The following is a 15,356-nucleotide window of genomic DNA, read 5'->3' on the forward strand; positions in this document are numbered from 1 at the left end:
AGGTTTGAATGCATCCCTGGCAGGACGAGAAGTGGGGAGTTTTTGCGGCGGCAACATACCTTCCAAAGAAACGGGGTGGCAGGCTGGACATTTGATCGCCACGACATTGCGTATAGCATCAAAAAAGCGGGCCGCATGATACGAGATAGTCCGCTCAATATTCCGAGGGCAAGAGTAGGGTGGTGGCTGAGCGGTCTGCCTCCGTAATAATCCAAATACGTGCGCCGTCCTCCAATGGGTAACTTGATAGCAGCCTCGCACTAATGCGTAGCGCATCTGTGTTTGCCTTGGCATCGTCGCGAGGAATGTCGCCCCAGTCACCCTGCATGTGCCTGGAGATAAGCCGCATCGGGGTGACGCCATTTTTTTCGAGGGCTTTGAGCGCGTTGGGCGTAGCTACGAGTTTCCCCAGAGGAAACAGCATCGGTTTGCTCGCGGCCGGATGGTTCATAGAAAATCCTTAAGTGTTAAGCCGGCATGACAAGCAGTCGTGCCGCCTTGCAGTGCAGGGCGGCGCATCGTCGGGCAGATTGCTTGTGATGCGGAGGCTTGTTTAGTGGGAGTGCCGGGAGGCTACGAGGGGCACTTCTGGCGATGCGCGTTCCATCGACGCTTGGACAGGGCACCAACAATAACTAATTAGTCATATGCAGAGATTTGCGCCGATGTATTTTCAGCTAGCGTTGCGCTGACGTTGACCACAATAGAGGTTCGACCGGCATTGCGACCGGGATTCATAGGAGTCAGGGTGCGGAGGGGGGTAATACGGAGGACCTTTCTTCCTCCTCCGCATTACCGGCTCTTTTCCCGAAAGGACATTTGCGAGTTTCCCGGCGAGCGTGAGGATGTTCGCTGTACAACGGGTCAGTAGTAAAACCCGTAATCAAGTTCCTCGTACCTCAGGGCGTCAATGTAGATGCGGTTCGGATCAGGCGAATTGCGAACGTCTGAGACGAGGAGAAAAATTCTTTCCACCCGTTCCTTCGGCCGTAGGTCGTAACCCTTTTGCGTCATGAATCCGCCGTTGTCCAGACCGAGCATCGCATCATCAACGGGGATCGCGATCTCAGCAAACGCATCATGCGGTGCGTCGGTAAGAAGATCCGCTAGCCCCGTAATGCATACGACGATTCCTTCCGAGAGAAGGGCGTCAATTTCCGGGGTACTTCGTCGCTGGCTAAACAGATCGGGATTGGCGTGAAGCGCGGAAAGATCGACTTCGTAGCGATTGGTAATGTTTTGATAATATGCGGCGTTGCCAACATTGGAATTGAGCGTGTCGCCTGACCAAAATCGAACGATCTCCGCATAGCGTTCAGGAATGTTCGGTGCTTTTTCGAAGATGCAGCCGCGAAGGTTCGTCGGTAGGCACACATGCGTCGAGTAGATTGCGCTCTCCCCAGGAAGAAGGCGTAATGCGATATGTGCATTGTCCGGGAGTGGGGCAATGTGCATGATGTTTGCATTCTTCAAGTAGTAGCCTTCCTTACCCGTTAAGTCTGTGGCCTCGATGTCGGAGAGGGTGCAACGGTCGTAGTAATCGAGATCTTTGATGGCTTGGCTTGTAGTCCAAGCCTCCCGTGTTACGTAAATTGTGGCTTGAGGTTTCATATGTGCGAAATCCTTCGATGAATAGTATTGATAGGTGGTTAGTCGATGATCGTGAAGCCTTTCTGAATCAGCTTCCAGCGATGCCGCAGTTCGATTTGCCGACGGTTTGGCGAGAAGAGACTCATGTCGCGTGGCCCTTGAATGAAGGTGGCGCGCTTTGCATTGATGGCTCGCCGGATGACGTCTTCTCCGCCGATAGACGGATCAAAGTAGAACCGCTGATCGCCGTAAGCGACGCGATCAATGTCGTATTGAGCGTTGTTAATGAAGAGCATCACCTGTGCATGCGACTGCATGAAAATGAGCTGGATGGTCTTCGTGAAGCGGGGCGATTTGGCGAGGAAGTATTGCGGCGAACTACCGAGTCTGGACACTCCCCGGAAGACGTATCCGAGCTCGTCCCTCAGGCGGTCGAGAAGATCAATATCGACGGTGATCAGGTCAATGTCGCTGTACGTCGGATGCACGGTGGGATTGACGATGTGCCGCACCAGGCCCCCGAAAATATAGGTGCGCGGTGCGTTCATCAGCCAGCGCACCAGCCCCTCGTTCGATTGCTCGACGTTGGGCTGGGCGCAATCGGTTGTGATGAGAGTCGGGGTTGATAAGGGCGGCAGGCTTGTTTGCCGTTCCAGATCCTTCGAGCGGCTGACTGAAAGGTGCGCTACGGCGTTTTTTTTCTGGGAAGCGACAGGGTTTTTTTGCGTTCCGTATGATCCGTTACCGGATCGCCTTCGAGCTGCTTTTCGGCGGGTTTAATGGAGTCAATCTCGATCATCGTTCCGGGTTCGGAAAGCAGCGACGTTTTCCAGGCCTGCCAGTCGCCAGCGATGACATGTTGAGATTCACTGTCAGGTGCTGAAGCAAGTAGTCCTGATGCGCGCAGGATGGCAGCGAGGAATCCTGCGTTATTGCTGCTACGCCCGGTAAACGCTTCCTTGAACGTCTTTGAAGAAAATGGTTTTTCCTGCTCACGCTTGGTGATACAGGCTTCAACCTTCTGGAACGGCACGATCTCTCTGCTGAAGTATCCGCCGCCGTCGTTTTCCGTGATGGACAGGAAAATGCTCTTTCGCTCAGTGTCGCCAAGTACTCGGTAGCCGATGCCGCCTTCCGCTTGCTTGCCGAGTTTTTTGGCGATGCCGGTCTTAAGTAGCATGAATGATTGCTTGATGTTGGATTGAGCGGGGGTTGTTGCGGAGTGGGGAGGCGTGGATGCGGCATCGTCGGTCGCTATGTCTTTATCTTTCTGAGATCGGGTTGCTGCTTCAGGTTTGCTCATACGTTTCTCCACAGGATGTATTTTTGGTGCCGAAAAACAGAAAATCCCCGTGACCGATGAGGTCAAGGGGATTCAGGAGTGCAGCGTTTTTGCGTTCTTGTAATGCGTCTAGCGGCGGTACTTCAGGTCGAACGACACATCAAGGCTGCGGGGCAAGAGGTAGCGTTTAATGTCCGGCGGAGAGGCGCGGACGCTAATTGTTCGTCCGTCGCTGGAACGGGTGCGGCTACTATTGCTTGCCCATTGCCAAGTGGGCCTTGCGATAACTTTCATCATTGGGGAATTCCTTACTACTGCTGCAGAAATGAAAACGCCCAAAGACCGCTAAGGATCTCTGGGCGTGCATAGTCGAATTCGACCAAAAAAATTATATATGCGTGAACGACACGTTGATTTCGCTACAGTGGCGCACGTCGAATCTAACCCCTGCGCCCACCTTCCACCAGGACAAGGATTTCTTGATCGTAAAGATATTTATTAGGCAGTTCGAGCGATCCCACTCATATCCCGGCAAAGTTTCGATGCACCTGAAGCGCCTCTCTGCTAGGAGAAATATTGCTGTGATTGACGTGTAGGAGGTGTCCTCGCAAGGTTTCGTATTCCGTACCATTGAGTTGTGAGGCAACCAATATCGTAAGCGTCTGAGGATCTACAGCCAGCAGACCAAGATCGAAGAGAGTGTGCAAATCCGCGCGCAGAAGTAAACCGTTTGATGGATGGTTTGTACCGGGCCCTTGATACGGCACGATGTGCGCCGCCTCAAGCGTCTCAACTACTGTACTTCCGGACATTGCGCAGCAGCCGTAGGCGTCCAGCAATTGCCGGCGAAAAGCCGATTGGCCACGTCGAATCGCGATTTCCCTAGCCACTCGTTCGCGACCGTCTTCGATCATCCCTGGATCGAACGCTTGAGGCAGTGATGCCTGGAACACCTCCGGAGGAGCAGCTTCTTCTCGCTCTGCCTCGGTGACGAGCTCTCCCATCGATCGCCCTATCACTACCGGTCCAGAAGGAGCAGCCCCGGGGGAGTGATACATCGGTTTATAGAGGTTAAGGTAATCAATAAAACGCGGCGGTTTCATCGCAACTACATACTCGCCGTGCTGGTTAGAGCCAACGGCAATACCTTCGGCATATGCTTCGTCAAGCAGTGCTTGCCGGAATTGTTGGCTATCGGACGCTCTCGCATCTGAACCTCCTGCTGCAAGTTTTCGTTGAATCTTCCCGCTCACCCTGCGTGCGACGCTATACGGATTGAATGCAACGATGAGCGGTTCCGGTTCAAACTCGTCGCACCAGCCAAGCACAACGGTCTCGGGATCCGCGGTCGCGTCAATTAACTGCGTGCGACTTCCGATAGCCTGAATGCGGCGCTCGTCGGCAGGCCTTGCCGTGCCGGTCGCCCGCCCGTTATCCGTGACTTGCCAGGCATAGAGCCGTAGAGCCCGGGGATATCCCCCAACATTCGTTATTGATCCCTGAGTTACCCGCGGGCCGGTTGTATGCACTACGACCCCTGCTGCCTGTAAGGCGGCGACGATTTCGGACATTGCAGACATAATTGGGTTCATTGAAGTGATGATGTCAAGCATTCTAAGCTGTAGAATATGATGGAGTACAGTGCCGCGCACTGGAAGCTACAGCTAAGGGGCTCTATGAATGACCCAGTCATGACGATCCGCGAAATTGCAAGCGCGCTAAAGCTGGCAGAGAAGACTGTCTACGCCCTGGCGAGCAATGGCGATTTGCCCGCATTCAAAATCCGCGGACAATGGCGAGTACGTCGAAGTGACTTTGAGTCCTGGCTGTCCCTACAAGCCGGTCTGCCACAGAGAAAGTCGCCCTCAACAGAGCCTTCGTCAGATTTCACGAAGCCGGACGTTTTCGAACCTAAAACATCGATGATCGTTGATATGTCCGATTCAAACCGCATGGCGGCACGCCCTGTCGAGGATTTGACAGAGCGCGTGACCCAGGAAGAACTGCACCGTCGTTTTGTAAGGGCCCTTGGCCCGTCAAGCGTAAAGTCTCATTCGTCTTGGGATTCGAAGCCCTTTGAACTGGATTTAGCCCCGCCGTTGCCCCAGCGAGTTCGCGCATATATGTATAACGCCACCCGTCCTCCGGGGGGGCGTCCTTTGGGCGAGCACAAGGTTCAACTGATCGTTCCTGGCCAGCGCCGTGGCGAGCGCGGTTCGTTTGACAACGGGGACGGGCGTATTGTCTTGCTAGTTGGCTATGCAGCTGAAGAGGACGTCTTTGTTCTCTGGGATGCGGGACTTTACACAGACTTCGCGTGGTCAAGGAATGTCCAAGTTAAAGCGGAAACGATTATTCAAGCGTCGGCCGGCAAGTTGGCTACTCAAGAGCGCCAGCTTCGCCCCCCAAGCGGACGTTCCGTTGTCGAGACGGTCATTGCTGTAAGGTCGCGCAGCCTCGGCGAGGCAATAGTTCGCCGTATGGAGCTTACACGCCAGCGTCTACTTCGGGAGTAGTCCTTGGCGATCCTCGCGAATCTTCAACTTAAGCAAACGTATCACAAGCCTGAGGATAATATCGCCCAGGCGTTTTACTTGCCGTGCATGGCTGCGGCGCATACTTATGATCGCGCCGTTGGGTATTTTAGTAGCGCGATTTATGCGTTAGCTTGGCCCAGTCTGCGCGAGTTCGTCGACAATGGCGGGAGGATACGGCTGATCTGCTCGCCTGTTCTTTCCGAAGGCGACGTAAGCGCAATGACGGCAGGTTACGCTGCACGTAATGAAGAAGCTCAAGGTAATCTCCTCAAAGAAGAATTCCGTCAGCTTCTGACTACGCCAGGATCTGTGAAGCCTGCGAAAGTGCTGGCATCACTGGTTGCGCTGAAAATAATTGACATTCGCATTGCCTGGGTGGGAGACGTAGCTGGGGGCAAGCCGAAGCGATTGTTCCACGACAAGGTGGGGATCTTTGAAGACGTTGAAGGCAATGCCGTGGCCTTCAAAGGTTCGATGAACGAAACGTGGCCCGGCCTCGCTCTCGATGGAAACTTGGAGTCCGTCGACGTATACCTTAGTTGGGTCGGCTCACGTGAACAAGCACGAGTAGCTGAAGAGCAGGCTTATTTCAACAGGCTTTGGGAAAACCACTTTCCCGATGTTACAACTGTTCCGCTGCCGGAAGTTGCGCGAGACGCGTTAGTGACAGCGTCAGACCCTGAGCACTGGCGCGAACTCGTCGAGGAAATCTGCATCGAGATTCAAGCCGCAGAGGGGTGGTCGCCAGAAGCGAAACCCGGCGGACGAGTACCGCGCCCCCACCAAGTTGCAGCGCTTGATGCATGGAAGGCGCGTGGTCGACGAGGAATTTTTGAGCATGCTACTGGATCAGGGAAGACATTTACTGCCCTTTGTGCAATCAAAGATTCGTTTTCGCACAAAGAAGTTGTCTTGGTACTCGTTCCGAGCGACCTCTTGCTTCGCCAATGGGCCGCGGAGCTGCGCTCAACGTTCGACCCTGTGGGCATTCGACTACTAGTTTGCGGCGGCGGACACATTGATTGGAAAGAAGATGGCCGGCTTAGGGCGTGGACGCGGGCCGGGGCCGGAGCACCTAGGCTCGTACTCGCTACAATGCAGACTGCATCCTCACCCGAGTTCATCCAGGCGTGTCGTGGTGGTCGCCATCTATTCGTAGTTGCTGACGAGGTACATCGACTGGGAGCATTGCAGGCGCGGCGAATCCTCCAATTGGACACTGGCCCGCGCCTTGGGTTGAGCGCGACCCCTGTTCGATCAGGCGACCCAACCGGAACAGCCGCGATCTTCGACTACTTCGAAGGCGTAGTCCCTCCTCCATTCACACTTAATGACGCCATTAGGGCCGGAACTCTAACTCCCTACGCGTACAACGTTCATCGCGTTCGATTAGATACTGATGAGCAGGAGGAATGGAACAGGCTCGCGAAGGAAATTCGAAGGCAGGTTGCCCGCTCAATAGGCGCCAAGACCGCAGATGTCGATGCGGAAACGCGCCTGAAGATGCTATTAATAAGACGTGCGCGGATCATCAAGAATGCAAGACAGAAGGTTTCCGCGGCCGTTTCCATCGTCACATCGACATATAGGAGAGGTCAGCACTGGATTGTTTACTGCGACGATCAGGTGCAGCTAGCGGCCGTCCGTGACGCCCTTAGGTCCGCAGGCTGTGAAGCTATCTTCGAATATCACACTGCAATGGGTGGAGATCCACGCCGTACCCTTGACCTGTTCGAGGCTCAAGGTGGAATTGTCGTCTCGATTCGTTGCTTGGACGAAGGGGTTGATATTCCCGCGGTGTCACACGCGCTCATACTCGCATCGTCTAAGAATCCACGAGAATTCATACAACGGCGGGGACGCGTGCTAAGAAAGTCACCGACCAAGTTGATCTCGAACGTGTATGACGTGCTCGTGACCCCCTTATTCGATCCGGACGAGCCACCTGCAGTCGCAATTTTGGAGGGAGAACTTGCCCGCGCCATCGAATTTGGTTCTCACGCAATAAACCCCGGCTGCATTACCGATCTTCAGCGCCTAGCGATCGAGCATGGCATGGACTGGGAACGGGTTGTTAATGCAGGCATTGAGGACGACGATGATAATAAGGAGGAACATGACTAATCTTTTGCAACAACGAGGCGAGGACCAGTTTCAGTCGTTACTGGATACCGTCGAGCGCCTTCGACGCGACAAGTTCCCGACGCTTGATGCTGGACTTGTGCGTGAAATCTTGCGTTTGCATGCTGATAGTGCTGCAGGTGATGGTGAGCTCACTCGCGGCGTTGAGCAGGCAGTGGAGCACTATCTCAACAAGGGGATCTGATTATGCTGCGTCTTAAGGCCCTGCATATTGACGACTTTGGCCCATTTAAGGGGCATCAGACGGTCGCGCTAGCGCTCGAAGATGGTGTAACAGTTGTCTACGGGGAAAACATGCGTGGAAAAACCTCTCTATTGAATGCGATACGATTCGTATTCTTCGGAAAGGTTATCGGACGCGGCACAAAGACAGTGTCACTACACAAGGTCGGAAATTGGGAGCAGGCCGCAGCAGGAAAGTTTGGATTCCAAGTTCAACTTGAATTTCTGGACGAACAGCACACCTATAAATTGACGCGTTCTTGTCGACCTAGAAGCGGGGTGGCTTTGCCGACCAACGATGAAGATTATTTGGTCGACTATTACTTGGAGAGGGACGGCCATGTTCTAGGCCCGCAGCAAGCCCAAGCCGAGTTGATGCGGATACTTCCGGAACAAATCTCGCGCTTCTTCCTTTTCGACGGCGAACTTCTCCAAGAGTACGAGGACCTGCTGAGCAGCGAAACCGATATGGGGCGGAGAATCAGTGAGGCTATTGAGCGTATTCTTGGTGTTCCAGTCTTAACGTCCGCACGAACATCGCTGCTCCGACTCAAGGAAAAATCCGAACACCGAGAGGCAACTGCCGCTCAGGGGGATCAGAAGACTCGGGAATTTGGCAACCAGCTTGCAGACCTACATGCTCAGCGAGAAGTGTTGAATCGAGATCTTCAGCGTCTTGAGGGCGAGTTGGATGAAGCTCGCTCTAAGAAGGCTTCCCTCGAAGAAGCAATGAAGAAGAAGGAGCGATTAGGTACCCTGCTCGACAAGCGCGATACCTTAGATCGTCTCATGAAAGAAATTGAGACTCGGCGCGCAGCAAAGGAGGCAGAGCTTCAGCAAGCGATGTCCGGAGCATGGTGTTCGCTGCTAGTGGAGCCGATCCAGGAAGCGAAGAAATCGCTTCGCGAGATGGAAGCTGCACTTCAGACAGAGTTGCTTCGAGCGGACGTGCTTAATAGTCTGCACCTCAATGACGGCGCCGAGTGTCCGGCTTGTTTGCAGCCGGTTTCACCCGCGGCACGGCAGCGAATTCAATCAACTATCCATTCGACTTGTGGCGGTGATCGAGCCGAAAAGGATCAGGAACTTGCATCGATCAGGCGTAAGCTGACGGCTCTGGATCAGTATGCAGCGGCTTCGCGCACTGATGTCCTTCAATTTCTTTGGGACGCGGTCGAGGAGGCTGCGGTTGACTATGCAGCGAAGAAGGGCGAGCGAGATGAGATTGCCAAACAGCTCGAAAGCGTTGACGAAGAGTCACTTCGTAAAACGAAGACCGACTTCGAGGCTACGATTCGGCAGATAGACGTCCTAGAGAAAGGAGTTGCTCGAACCCGGGAACTGGTTGAGCAGAACAAGTCAGACGCCGAAAACATCCAGAAGCGGCTCGACAAACTTAGTGGCGGCAACCTTGCGGCTGAGCGGCGACGGAGGGAAGTACTTTCTGATCTTCATCGCCTCTTCAATGAAGCCGTTAGCGCATACAGAGAGCAGCTGCGAAAGCGGGTTGAAGCGGATGCAACTCGTCACTTCAAGGCCTTGACAACGGAGCCTGAGTATTCGGGATTGCGTATCAATGACAGCTACGGTCTAGCTATTGTTCACCAAGACGGATCAGACATTCCTGTTCGTTCGGCGGGAGCAGAACATGTAGTCGCCTTGTGCCTTATGGGGGCATTACAAAACAATGCTCCATTACGAGGCCCTATCGTTATCGACTCACCGTTCGGCCGCCTCGACCGAGGGCATACCAGAAATATTGTTCGGGCATTGCCAACGATGGCAAAACAAGTTGTCCTTCTGGTTTATGACGATGAACTCCCTCCCGATCTGGCGCGAGATGAACTGAAGAGCAAGTTGCGTGGAGAATGGAAACTAGAACGCAGATCTGCCCGTCACACCGAACTAGTCCCCCGAAAGGATTGACAACAATGGCCGCCGATAAGAAAACGATTGGAATCAGCAAGACCAACGCCGCCGCATTGAATGCCATAGTAATCGCAGGACGATTTGGTTCCGAATTGGATGCCGCCAAATTCGCAATGGCCTATGCAATCAAACTTGGTATACCAACGGGTACCTCAGACGGGGCTGAGACGAAGTGGAATGTCGGGAGTGTAGACCCTGATGGATCACTCCGCTCCCTTTTGGAGGCACTTTTTCCCGCTATCTCGGAGCCGTATCGGCTTACGGAGTACTTTATGAACGAAGGCATCAAGCATATCGGTGCGACGCTCAGCAATGGTGGAGATATTTACGAGACCATCTTTACTCACCGATAGCCAAACTCAGCAAGGTCAAAATAGTCTCCATGGTGTCCACTCACTGTACTATCCTTCTTCGGCCCTTAGCAGATCTAGCTGATCTAGTGAAGAGCGTGGGATATGCTCCCTTACGTCATCAAATGATACGGAGTCGAGACCGAGCCCCTCACGAGCCAAGCGCTGAATCACTTCGGAATGGACTCGCTGCGTCGTCCGAGAATCGGTTGGCAACGCGAGATAGGCATCCATAATAAGCTGCTTGACGTCCACAGTCGCTTCAGCTGGTCTAATACGCGACGCCGGAGCGACTAGTTTTCGCATGGACATAATTACATCGAAGTGAGCAACATCTTCCTTTTCGGCGCGTCCCTTGTAACCTTTGTGGCTGTGTTGCTTCCGGTCAAGCGCGCCTGCATCCTCAATCTGGAAACCTGCAACTTCCGCGGCCGACTGAATGGCCCGCCATACCGCAGGATCTGTATTGTGAAAAACGAGGGTTGCCCACGCTCCTGGCTTTAGAACGCGGAATATTTCTCGCATTGATTGCGTCATTAGTAACTCGTAGTCGGCTACGGTTTTTCCACCTTTGGCAACATCGCGTGATCGATTAACAACTGCCTCTTCGTGATGAGGAGTTAACCCCCCTAGCCACGACTCCCAAATCAGGTTGCAATCTGCATAAAATAGATTTGAGCCAAAAGGGGGATCCGTGAACACGTAATCGACACTCGCGTCAGGAATTCCACGAAGGCGAGTGGCCGATCCCAGCCGAATCGCGGGAAGCGGTTCACTCTGAACGCCTAGGCTCTCGTAATAGGAGCGGAGTTGGCGGATTTTGTTGCGCATTACCTCGAGAACATTTGCTTCTGAGGATAATTGAGGGATGTACAAGGTTCCCGTTAGCGGTCGTTGCCCGCCGCGTGCGTTGAACCTCCGCATGCGGGTTCCGTGCCAAGCAGTGTTGGTAAACGCGAAGACTAGTGCGGCACGTACCCGCTCATCGGCCACTTGCTGAATGCGACTCCAGAGGCTTGAGAGCGCTCGAAGATTCCGGGGCATGTAAAAATCTGCTACATGGGCAATGCCCTGCAGGTGCAGGGCCGACCGAATGTACATCTCGCGCGCCGGATCAATCTCAACTTGGGGATACCATGCTCTCGCAGACTGCGCTGCCTGATTCTGAATGATTAAGACATCTTCAGGCGTTGGTGCGCGTTCAACACGCTGGCCGTTAGCCCGCTGGTAGCTAAGCAGCACTGGTTTATTACCTGAGTACTTCAGCCCGTGCTTCGCTGTTTCTCGTTGGCAATGTGGGCATGTAAGCATGGCCGGCATTCGACCTGTTTTTCGATCAATCGAGTCCCAGATGGAGAATGCTTTTTGGCAGTGAGGGCAAATCCCATCCCGCCCCCATAAGGTGTAGAGAATGTATCCGCGATCGTTACCATCAGTGCAGGCGTAAATATCCCGAAACTCATGATTGAGATCGGCGGCGATCTCGTTGAATGCGTCCTGCAGTGCTTTCGGGTCGCACGGCCGAGTATGGTTATAGGCCAGATGAGTAGCGACAACAGACAGATCGTTCAACACGGCCCGGCGTCCAGACAACTGCGCGGCGACACCAGTCATTCCGGTTCCGCAGAATGGATCGAGAACGACGTCTCCAGGGCGTGTGAAGTGCTTAATAAACGGTGTAATGGCTTCCGGAGGAACCTTTGTGTGGTAGCTATGCGCATTATAGAGCGCCGTATTGCGCTGTCCCGACACAACTCTTGGCGGCTCACCTCCAACATCAGGCGCGGGACGCGCTGGGTCAAGCAGATCAGTGAGATAGGTATCGTTGGACAGATAGCGTTCAGCTACGCAACCAAAAGGCGATCCTACATCATCAAAGTTGGGTGGGGCGGTTTCAATGGTTGTGTGATCTTTAGAGCTTCGAACCCACTTCGAACCTGACGGATAGAAGATCTGCGCGCATAAATCCTTTACCGTCTGGAGTGACAGGCCGTTTAGCGAGTTGCCGTCTTTAAGCGAAGAGCGCACAAGAAACGCAAAGGCCTCGTCAGTCGTAAACGGACCTTGTTGAGCAACAGCAAACTCCACTAGCGCGGATCGGAGATCCTCGCCTGAAACTAAATTCCTCACGGCGCGAGGTCGTACAGTTGGACGACGGCGCAATTCGATCAGAGCATCAAGAGATGCTACGTTCTCCTTTGCCTGGAGTCCCTTGACGCCCTTGATGGATGGATGAATCTTATCTAGCCCGATAGCGTGACGAACTTCCAGGCCGGCCTCACTGAGAGCATCCTGTATCGCGCACCAAACTTCGTCGTTTGAATTGTTAAACTGAAGTGTGGCGTACGCACACGGTTTAAGAATTCTTGAGACCTCCGTGAACGCACACGCCATTAACCGCTGATAGTCGGAGATAGTCTTTCCTCCGTCACTCGGCGAGCGATGCTTATTGACTACAATTTCCTCCCGCTCGTCAGTCAAAGCTCCTAGCCATGCGTCCCAAAGGAGGCTGCTATCCGCGTAAAAGATGTTCGCGCCAAACGGCGGATCCATGAATACATAGTCAATCGAACTGTCAGGTAGGTGATTCAGTCCGGTTGCGGAGGCCTGGACTACTTCAGATCGTCCATCTGGTGTTCCGAGGTGTTTGAAATATCTGGCGACATCTCGCAGTTTCCGCTCGAATAAACTTCCTACATTCCACTCATAGCGCAAGGATGAGATGTATAGGGTTCCAGTCATGACATTTGTAGGTCGCTTGACATTCCACTGGTACCTCTTGGACGCGCGATTAACCATCCCTGTAAATGCGAATAGCAGAGCGGAACGAAGTCTTTCGTCCTTTTCTTCCTGGATAGTGTGTCGTATCGCTGCAAGCGCATGTAGGTTTCGCTTGGTGTAGAAATCCGCGACTGAGTTTACCCCTTGCGCGGAGTGACCTGCTCGCCACATTTCACGTTCCGCAGTAAAGGGGACTTGTGGAATCCAATATAGGATCTCTCCAGCGTTTGCTCTCTGGATTAGCTCAAGTTCAGCATTGGTTGGGGGGTGAGCTTCTCTTGAGGTCAACCCTTTGGCATTGGTTTCAACGGGGCGCTCTCCAATCCACTTGAGTTCCCGCTTCTGACTGGATCGTCGACAAGTGGGGCATGTTACTGCATCTAAAACAACACCGGTCTTGGAGTCACGAGCACCTTCCCAGTAGACGATCTCGCTGCCACAGTGATTGCACTTAAAAACATCACTCCAGACGGTGTACTCAATGCGCGAACGTGTAGCGGGCGTTCCTGTCTCATAAAGCCAACTAAGCGTTGGCCTAACACGCTCCATAACTCTTGCCGCAGCCTTCATAAACGCCTCCGGCTCGCAAGGTGTCACGTAATTCCGAGCAATGTGAACCGCGGCAGGCGACAGGTCGCTAAGAACCGCGTTGCGCCCCGCTAGGATGGACGCAACGCCAGTCATTCCACTTCCACAAAATGGATCGGCTACGATTTGCCCTTCCTTGGTGTGATGCCGAACGAGCTTGTCTATAGCTTCTGGCGGCACTTTGGTATGGTAGCTATGGGCTCGGTACGCCTGTGAATTCTTCCCGGCTCGTAGATGATCGAGGTAAGGCGGTACGTCATCGAGCGGACTATCGGCTAATCGCTCTTGAATCGTCCTCTGGAAATGGCAGGAAAGCTCTCGCGAGAAGGTCACCTTCGCACCAGAGTCATCGCGTCGGATCGCAGACACGATTGCGTCAGCCTTCCCGGGAACTGCACTAGCCACATCCGGAGGTAGGCGCCCAGCTGCTACGCGAAGAACATCAGCAGGCACTTCCAGTGCGACGGCCAATGCTTCAAATTGCTCATCGGTCGGTTGCCTGTGACCACTCTCAAGCATGCTGAGATGAGATTTTGCGATGCCGAGCGTTTCCGCAAGAGACGTCAATGAAAGCCCTTTCTCTTGGCGGCGGTCCCTGAGAAGTCGGCCGCAAGCATTGCCAAGCGACGTCAATCCCAGCGCCGCATGCTGTCCGTCTGCGGGAATGGATTCATTGTCAAGGGGCTGAATGTTTTTGGGCTTAGTCATGCGCTTGTTGTGTGTTTACCGTTTCTGTGAACACACATTTTAACCGAGGCGTGCTGGGTTGAGGAGTCGTACTTGGACCTATAGGCGACCGATCTATCTATTGAGAACTTCTCGCTCCACGTGCCTGTGCGCGAATCCTGCTCGCCCCTCAGATCTAGAAAGGCGCGTGCGGCTAGCCAACAGAAGCTTGTTCGATCCACGGGACGGGCGAAAAACAACCGAGAACGCTGGCTGCGGAATCTCGGCGTCCAGGGCGAACTCGAGCCACAAATACACGGGGTTCGGATTAAGACTGAAAGAGGTTTCTTTCATTCGACCTCTTTTTCCAGCCGATTTACGTAGATATTGGCTGTCTAGGTAGGGGGGGCAGCCTTTGTGGGGCAACCGTAACCTGCGAGATTTAAAGGAATCCGCGCATTGGGCAAAATAATTATCGGGCAGCGCTCGGTTTAGGCAGTCGTTTGGCGATGCCGCTAACCTGCGGGCGGTTGGGTAATTCGGTAATTCACCATTGCGTCTGCCTCTCTTTGAAAAACCGGAAATGGACCGGGAGGAAGCAGATTTCCGAAATTTTGGAACTCAGGAGATTTGGCGACACGAGGACCAATATTCACCTCCAGAAATGCAAAAGGGCTTAGCCGAAGCTAAGCCCTTGATTTTCTTGGTGGCCCGGGGCGGAATCGAACCACCGACACAAGGATTTTCAATCCTCTGCTCTACCAACTGAGCTACCAGGCCAAGGCGCGCAAGTATAGCAAAGCCATCGGGATATGCAAGCCTTTTTTGCAAGCGGGACTTTTTTGAACGGCTATAATGGCTTGCGAATCTACTGATTTTGTCATCTGCGGGTGCCTGTTTCATGCAAATCCAAAGCAATATCTGTGTCATCGGCAACGGTGCAGTCGGCAAGGCTGCCGCCCTCGGCTTCGCGCAAGCCGGCCTGTCCGTGACGCTCCTCAGCCCGCCCGAACCACGCCGGGATGCTTCCCAGGCAAGTTGGGACGTCCGCGTCTACGCCCTCAATCATGTCGCCCACGACCTGCTGTCCTCGCTCAAGGTCTGGCAGGCGCTGGACGCCTCGCGCGTCGCGGCGGTCGATGCCATGGACGTCAAGGGCGACGGCGAGCAGGCGGGAAGCCTGACCTTCGATGCCTACGGCGCCCGGACCGGCGCGCTAGCCTGGATCGTCGAGGACAGCAACCTGAATTCGGCGCTCGACGCGGCCCT

11 protein-coding genes, 1 tRNA gene and 1 pseudogene are annotated in these 15,356 nt (G+C 53.9%); 6 read left to right on the forward strand and 7 right to left on the reverse strand.

What is annotated here, in order from left to right; genetic code table 11:
* Positions 1-154 precede the first annotated feature (154 nt).
* The 5 genes from AYR66_RS26195 to AYR66_RS29770 form a co-directional block, all read right to left on the reverse strand.
* Positions 155-451, reverse strand: a complete 297-nt coding sequence (locus AYR66_RS26195) for a hypothetical protein (RefSeq protein ID WP_088710477.1) — start codon at positions 449-451, stop codon at positions 155-157.
* A gap of 413 nt (positions 452-864) precedes the next feature.
* The gene (locus AYR66_RS26200) at positions 865-1,611 is read right to left on the reverse strand and encodes a hypothetical protein (RefSeq protein WP_088710478.1); all 747 of its coding nucleotides are present in this window, start codon (positions 1,609-1,611) and stop codon (positions 865-867) included.
* A gap of 38 nt (positions 1,612-1,649) precedes the next feature.
* Entirely contained in the window at positions 1,650-2,150 is a 501-nt protein-coding gene (locus tag AYR66_RS26205; protein ID WP_141104335.1) for a hypothetical protein, read from the reverse strand.
* 125 nt (positions 2,151-2,275) lie between these two features.
* Positions 2,276-2,893 (reverse strand): hypothetical protein, encoded by a 618-nt coding sequence (locus tag AYR66_RS26210; RefSeq protein ID WP_141104336.1) that lies wholly within the window; start codon positions 2,891-2,893, stop codon positions 2,276-2,278.
* Between the two features lie 500 nt (positions 2,894-3,393).
* Entirely contained in the window at positions 3,394-4,485 is a 1,092-nt protein-coding gene (locus AYR66_RS29770; protein ID WP_206047348.1) for an HNH endonuclease, read from the reverse strand.
* A gap of 78 nt (positions 4,486-4,563) precedes the next feature.
* On the opposite strand from AYR66_RS29770, the gene AYR66_RS26220 reads away from it, so the two are divergent.
* Genes AYR66_RS26220 through AYR66_RS26240 form a run of 5 tightly spaced genes read left to right on the forward strand, consistent with a single transcriptional unit; the run spans position 4,564 to position 10,055 of the window.
* On the forward strand, positions 4,564-5,388 hold the full coding sequence (locus AYR66_RS26220) for a helix-turn-helix domain-containing protein (protein WP_206047350.1): 825 nt from the start codon (positions 4,564-4,566) through the stop codon (positions 5,386-5,388).
* Between the two features lie 3 nt (positions 5,389-5,391).
* On the forward strand, positions 5,392-7,533 hold the full coding sequence (locus AYR66_RS26225; protein ID WP_088710481.1) for a DEAD/DEAH box helicase family protein: 2,142 nt from the start codon (positions 5,392-5,394) through the stop codon (positions 7,531-7,533).
* Positions 7,526-7,735: a hypothetical protein gene (locus tag AYR66_RS26230; protein ID WP_088710482.1), complete on the forward strand. Its 210-nt coding sequence runs from the start codon at positions 7,526-7,528 to the stop codon at positions 7,733-7,735. Before AYR66_RS26225 ends, AYR66_RS26230 begins: the two co-directional genes overlap by 8 nt.
* A gap of 2 nt (positions 7,736-7,737) precedes the next feature.
* Positions 7,738-9,699 (forward strand): AAA family ATPase, encoded by a 1,962-nt coding sequence (locus tag AYR66_RS26235; protein ID WP_088710483.1) that lies wholly within the window; start codon positions 7,738-7,740, stop codon positions 9,697-9,699.
* A gap of 5 nt (positions 9,700-9,704) precedes the next feature.
* Positions 9,705-10,055 (forward strand): hypothetical protein, encoded by a 351-nt coding sequence (locus tag AYR66_RS26240; protein ID WP_088710484.1) that lies wholly within the window; start codon positions 9,705-9,707, stop codon positions 10,053-10,055.
* A gap of 48 nt (positions 10,056-10,103) precedes the next feature.
* Here AYR66_RS26240 and AYR66_RS26245 read toward each other — a convergent pair whose 3' ends face one another.
* Both AYR66_RS26245 and AYR66_RS26250 read right to left on the reverse strand, forming a co-directional pair.
* On the reverse strand, positions 10,104-14,129 hold the full coding sequence (locus AYR66_RS26245) for a DNA methyltransferase (RefSeq protein ID WP_088710485.1): 4,026 nt from the start codon (positions 14,127-14,129) through the stop codon (positions 10,104-10,106).
* 662 nt (positions 14,130-14,791) lie between these two features.
* Positions 14,792-14,867: transfer RNA gene (locus AYR66_RS26250), tRNA-Phe, on the reverse strand.
* A gap of 121 nt (positions 14,868-14,988) precedes the next feature.
* Here AYR66_RS26250 and AYR66_RS26255 point away from each other — a divergent pair.
* A pseudogene (locus tag AYR66_RS26255) lies at positions 14,989-15,356 on the forward strand (oxygenase); the annotation flags it as partial.

This window comes from Noviherbaspirillum denitrificans (assembly GCF_002211445.1).
In the GTDB taxonomy this organism is placed as follows: Bacteria; Pseudomonadota; Gammaproteobacteria; order Burkholderiales; family Burkholderiaceae_D; genus Noviherbaspirillum; species Noviherbaspirillum denitrificans.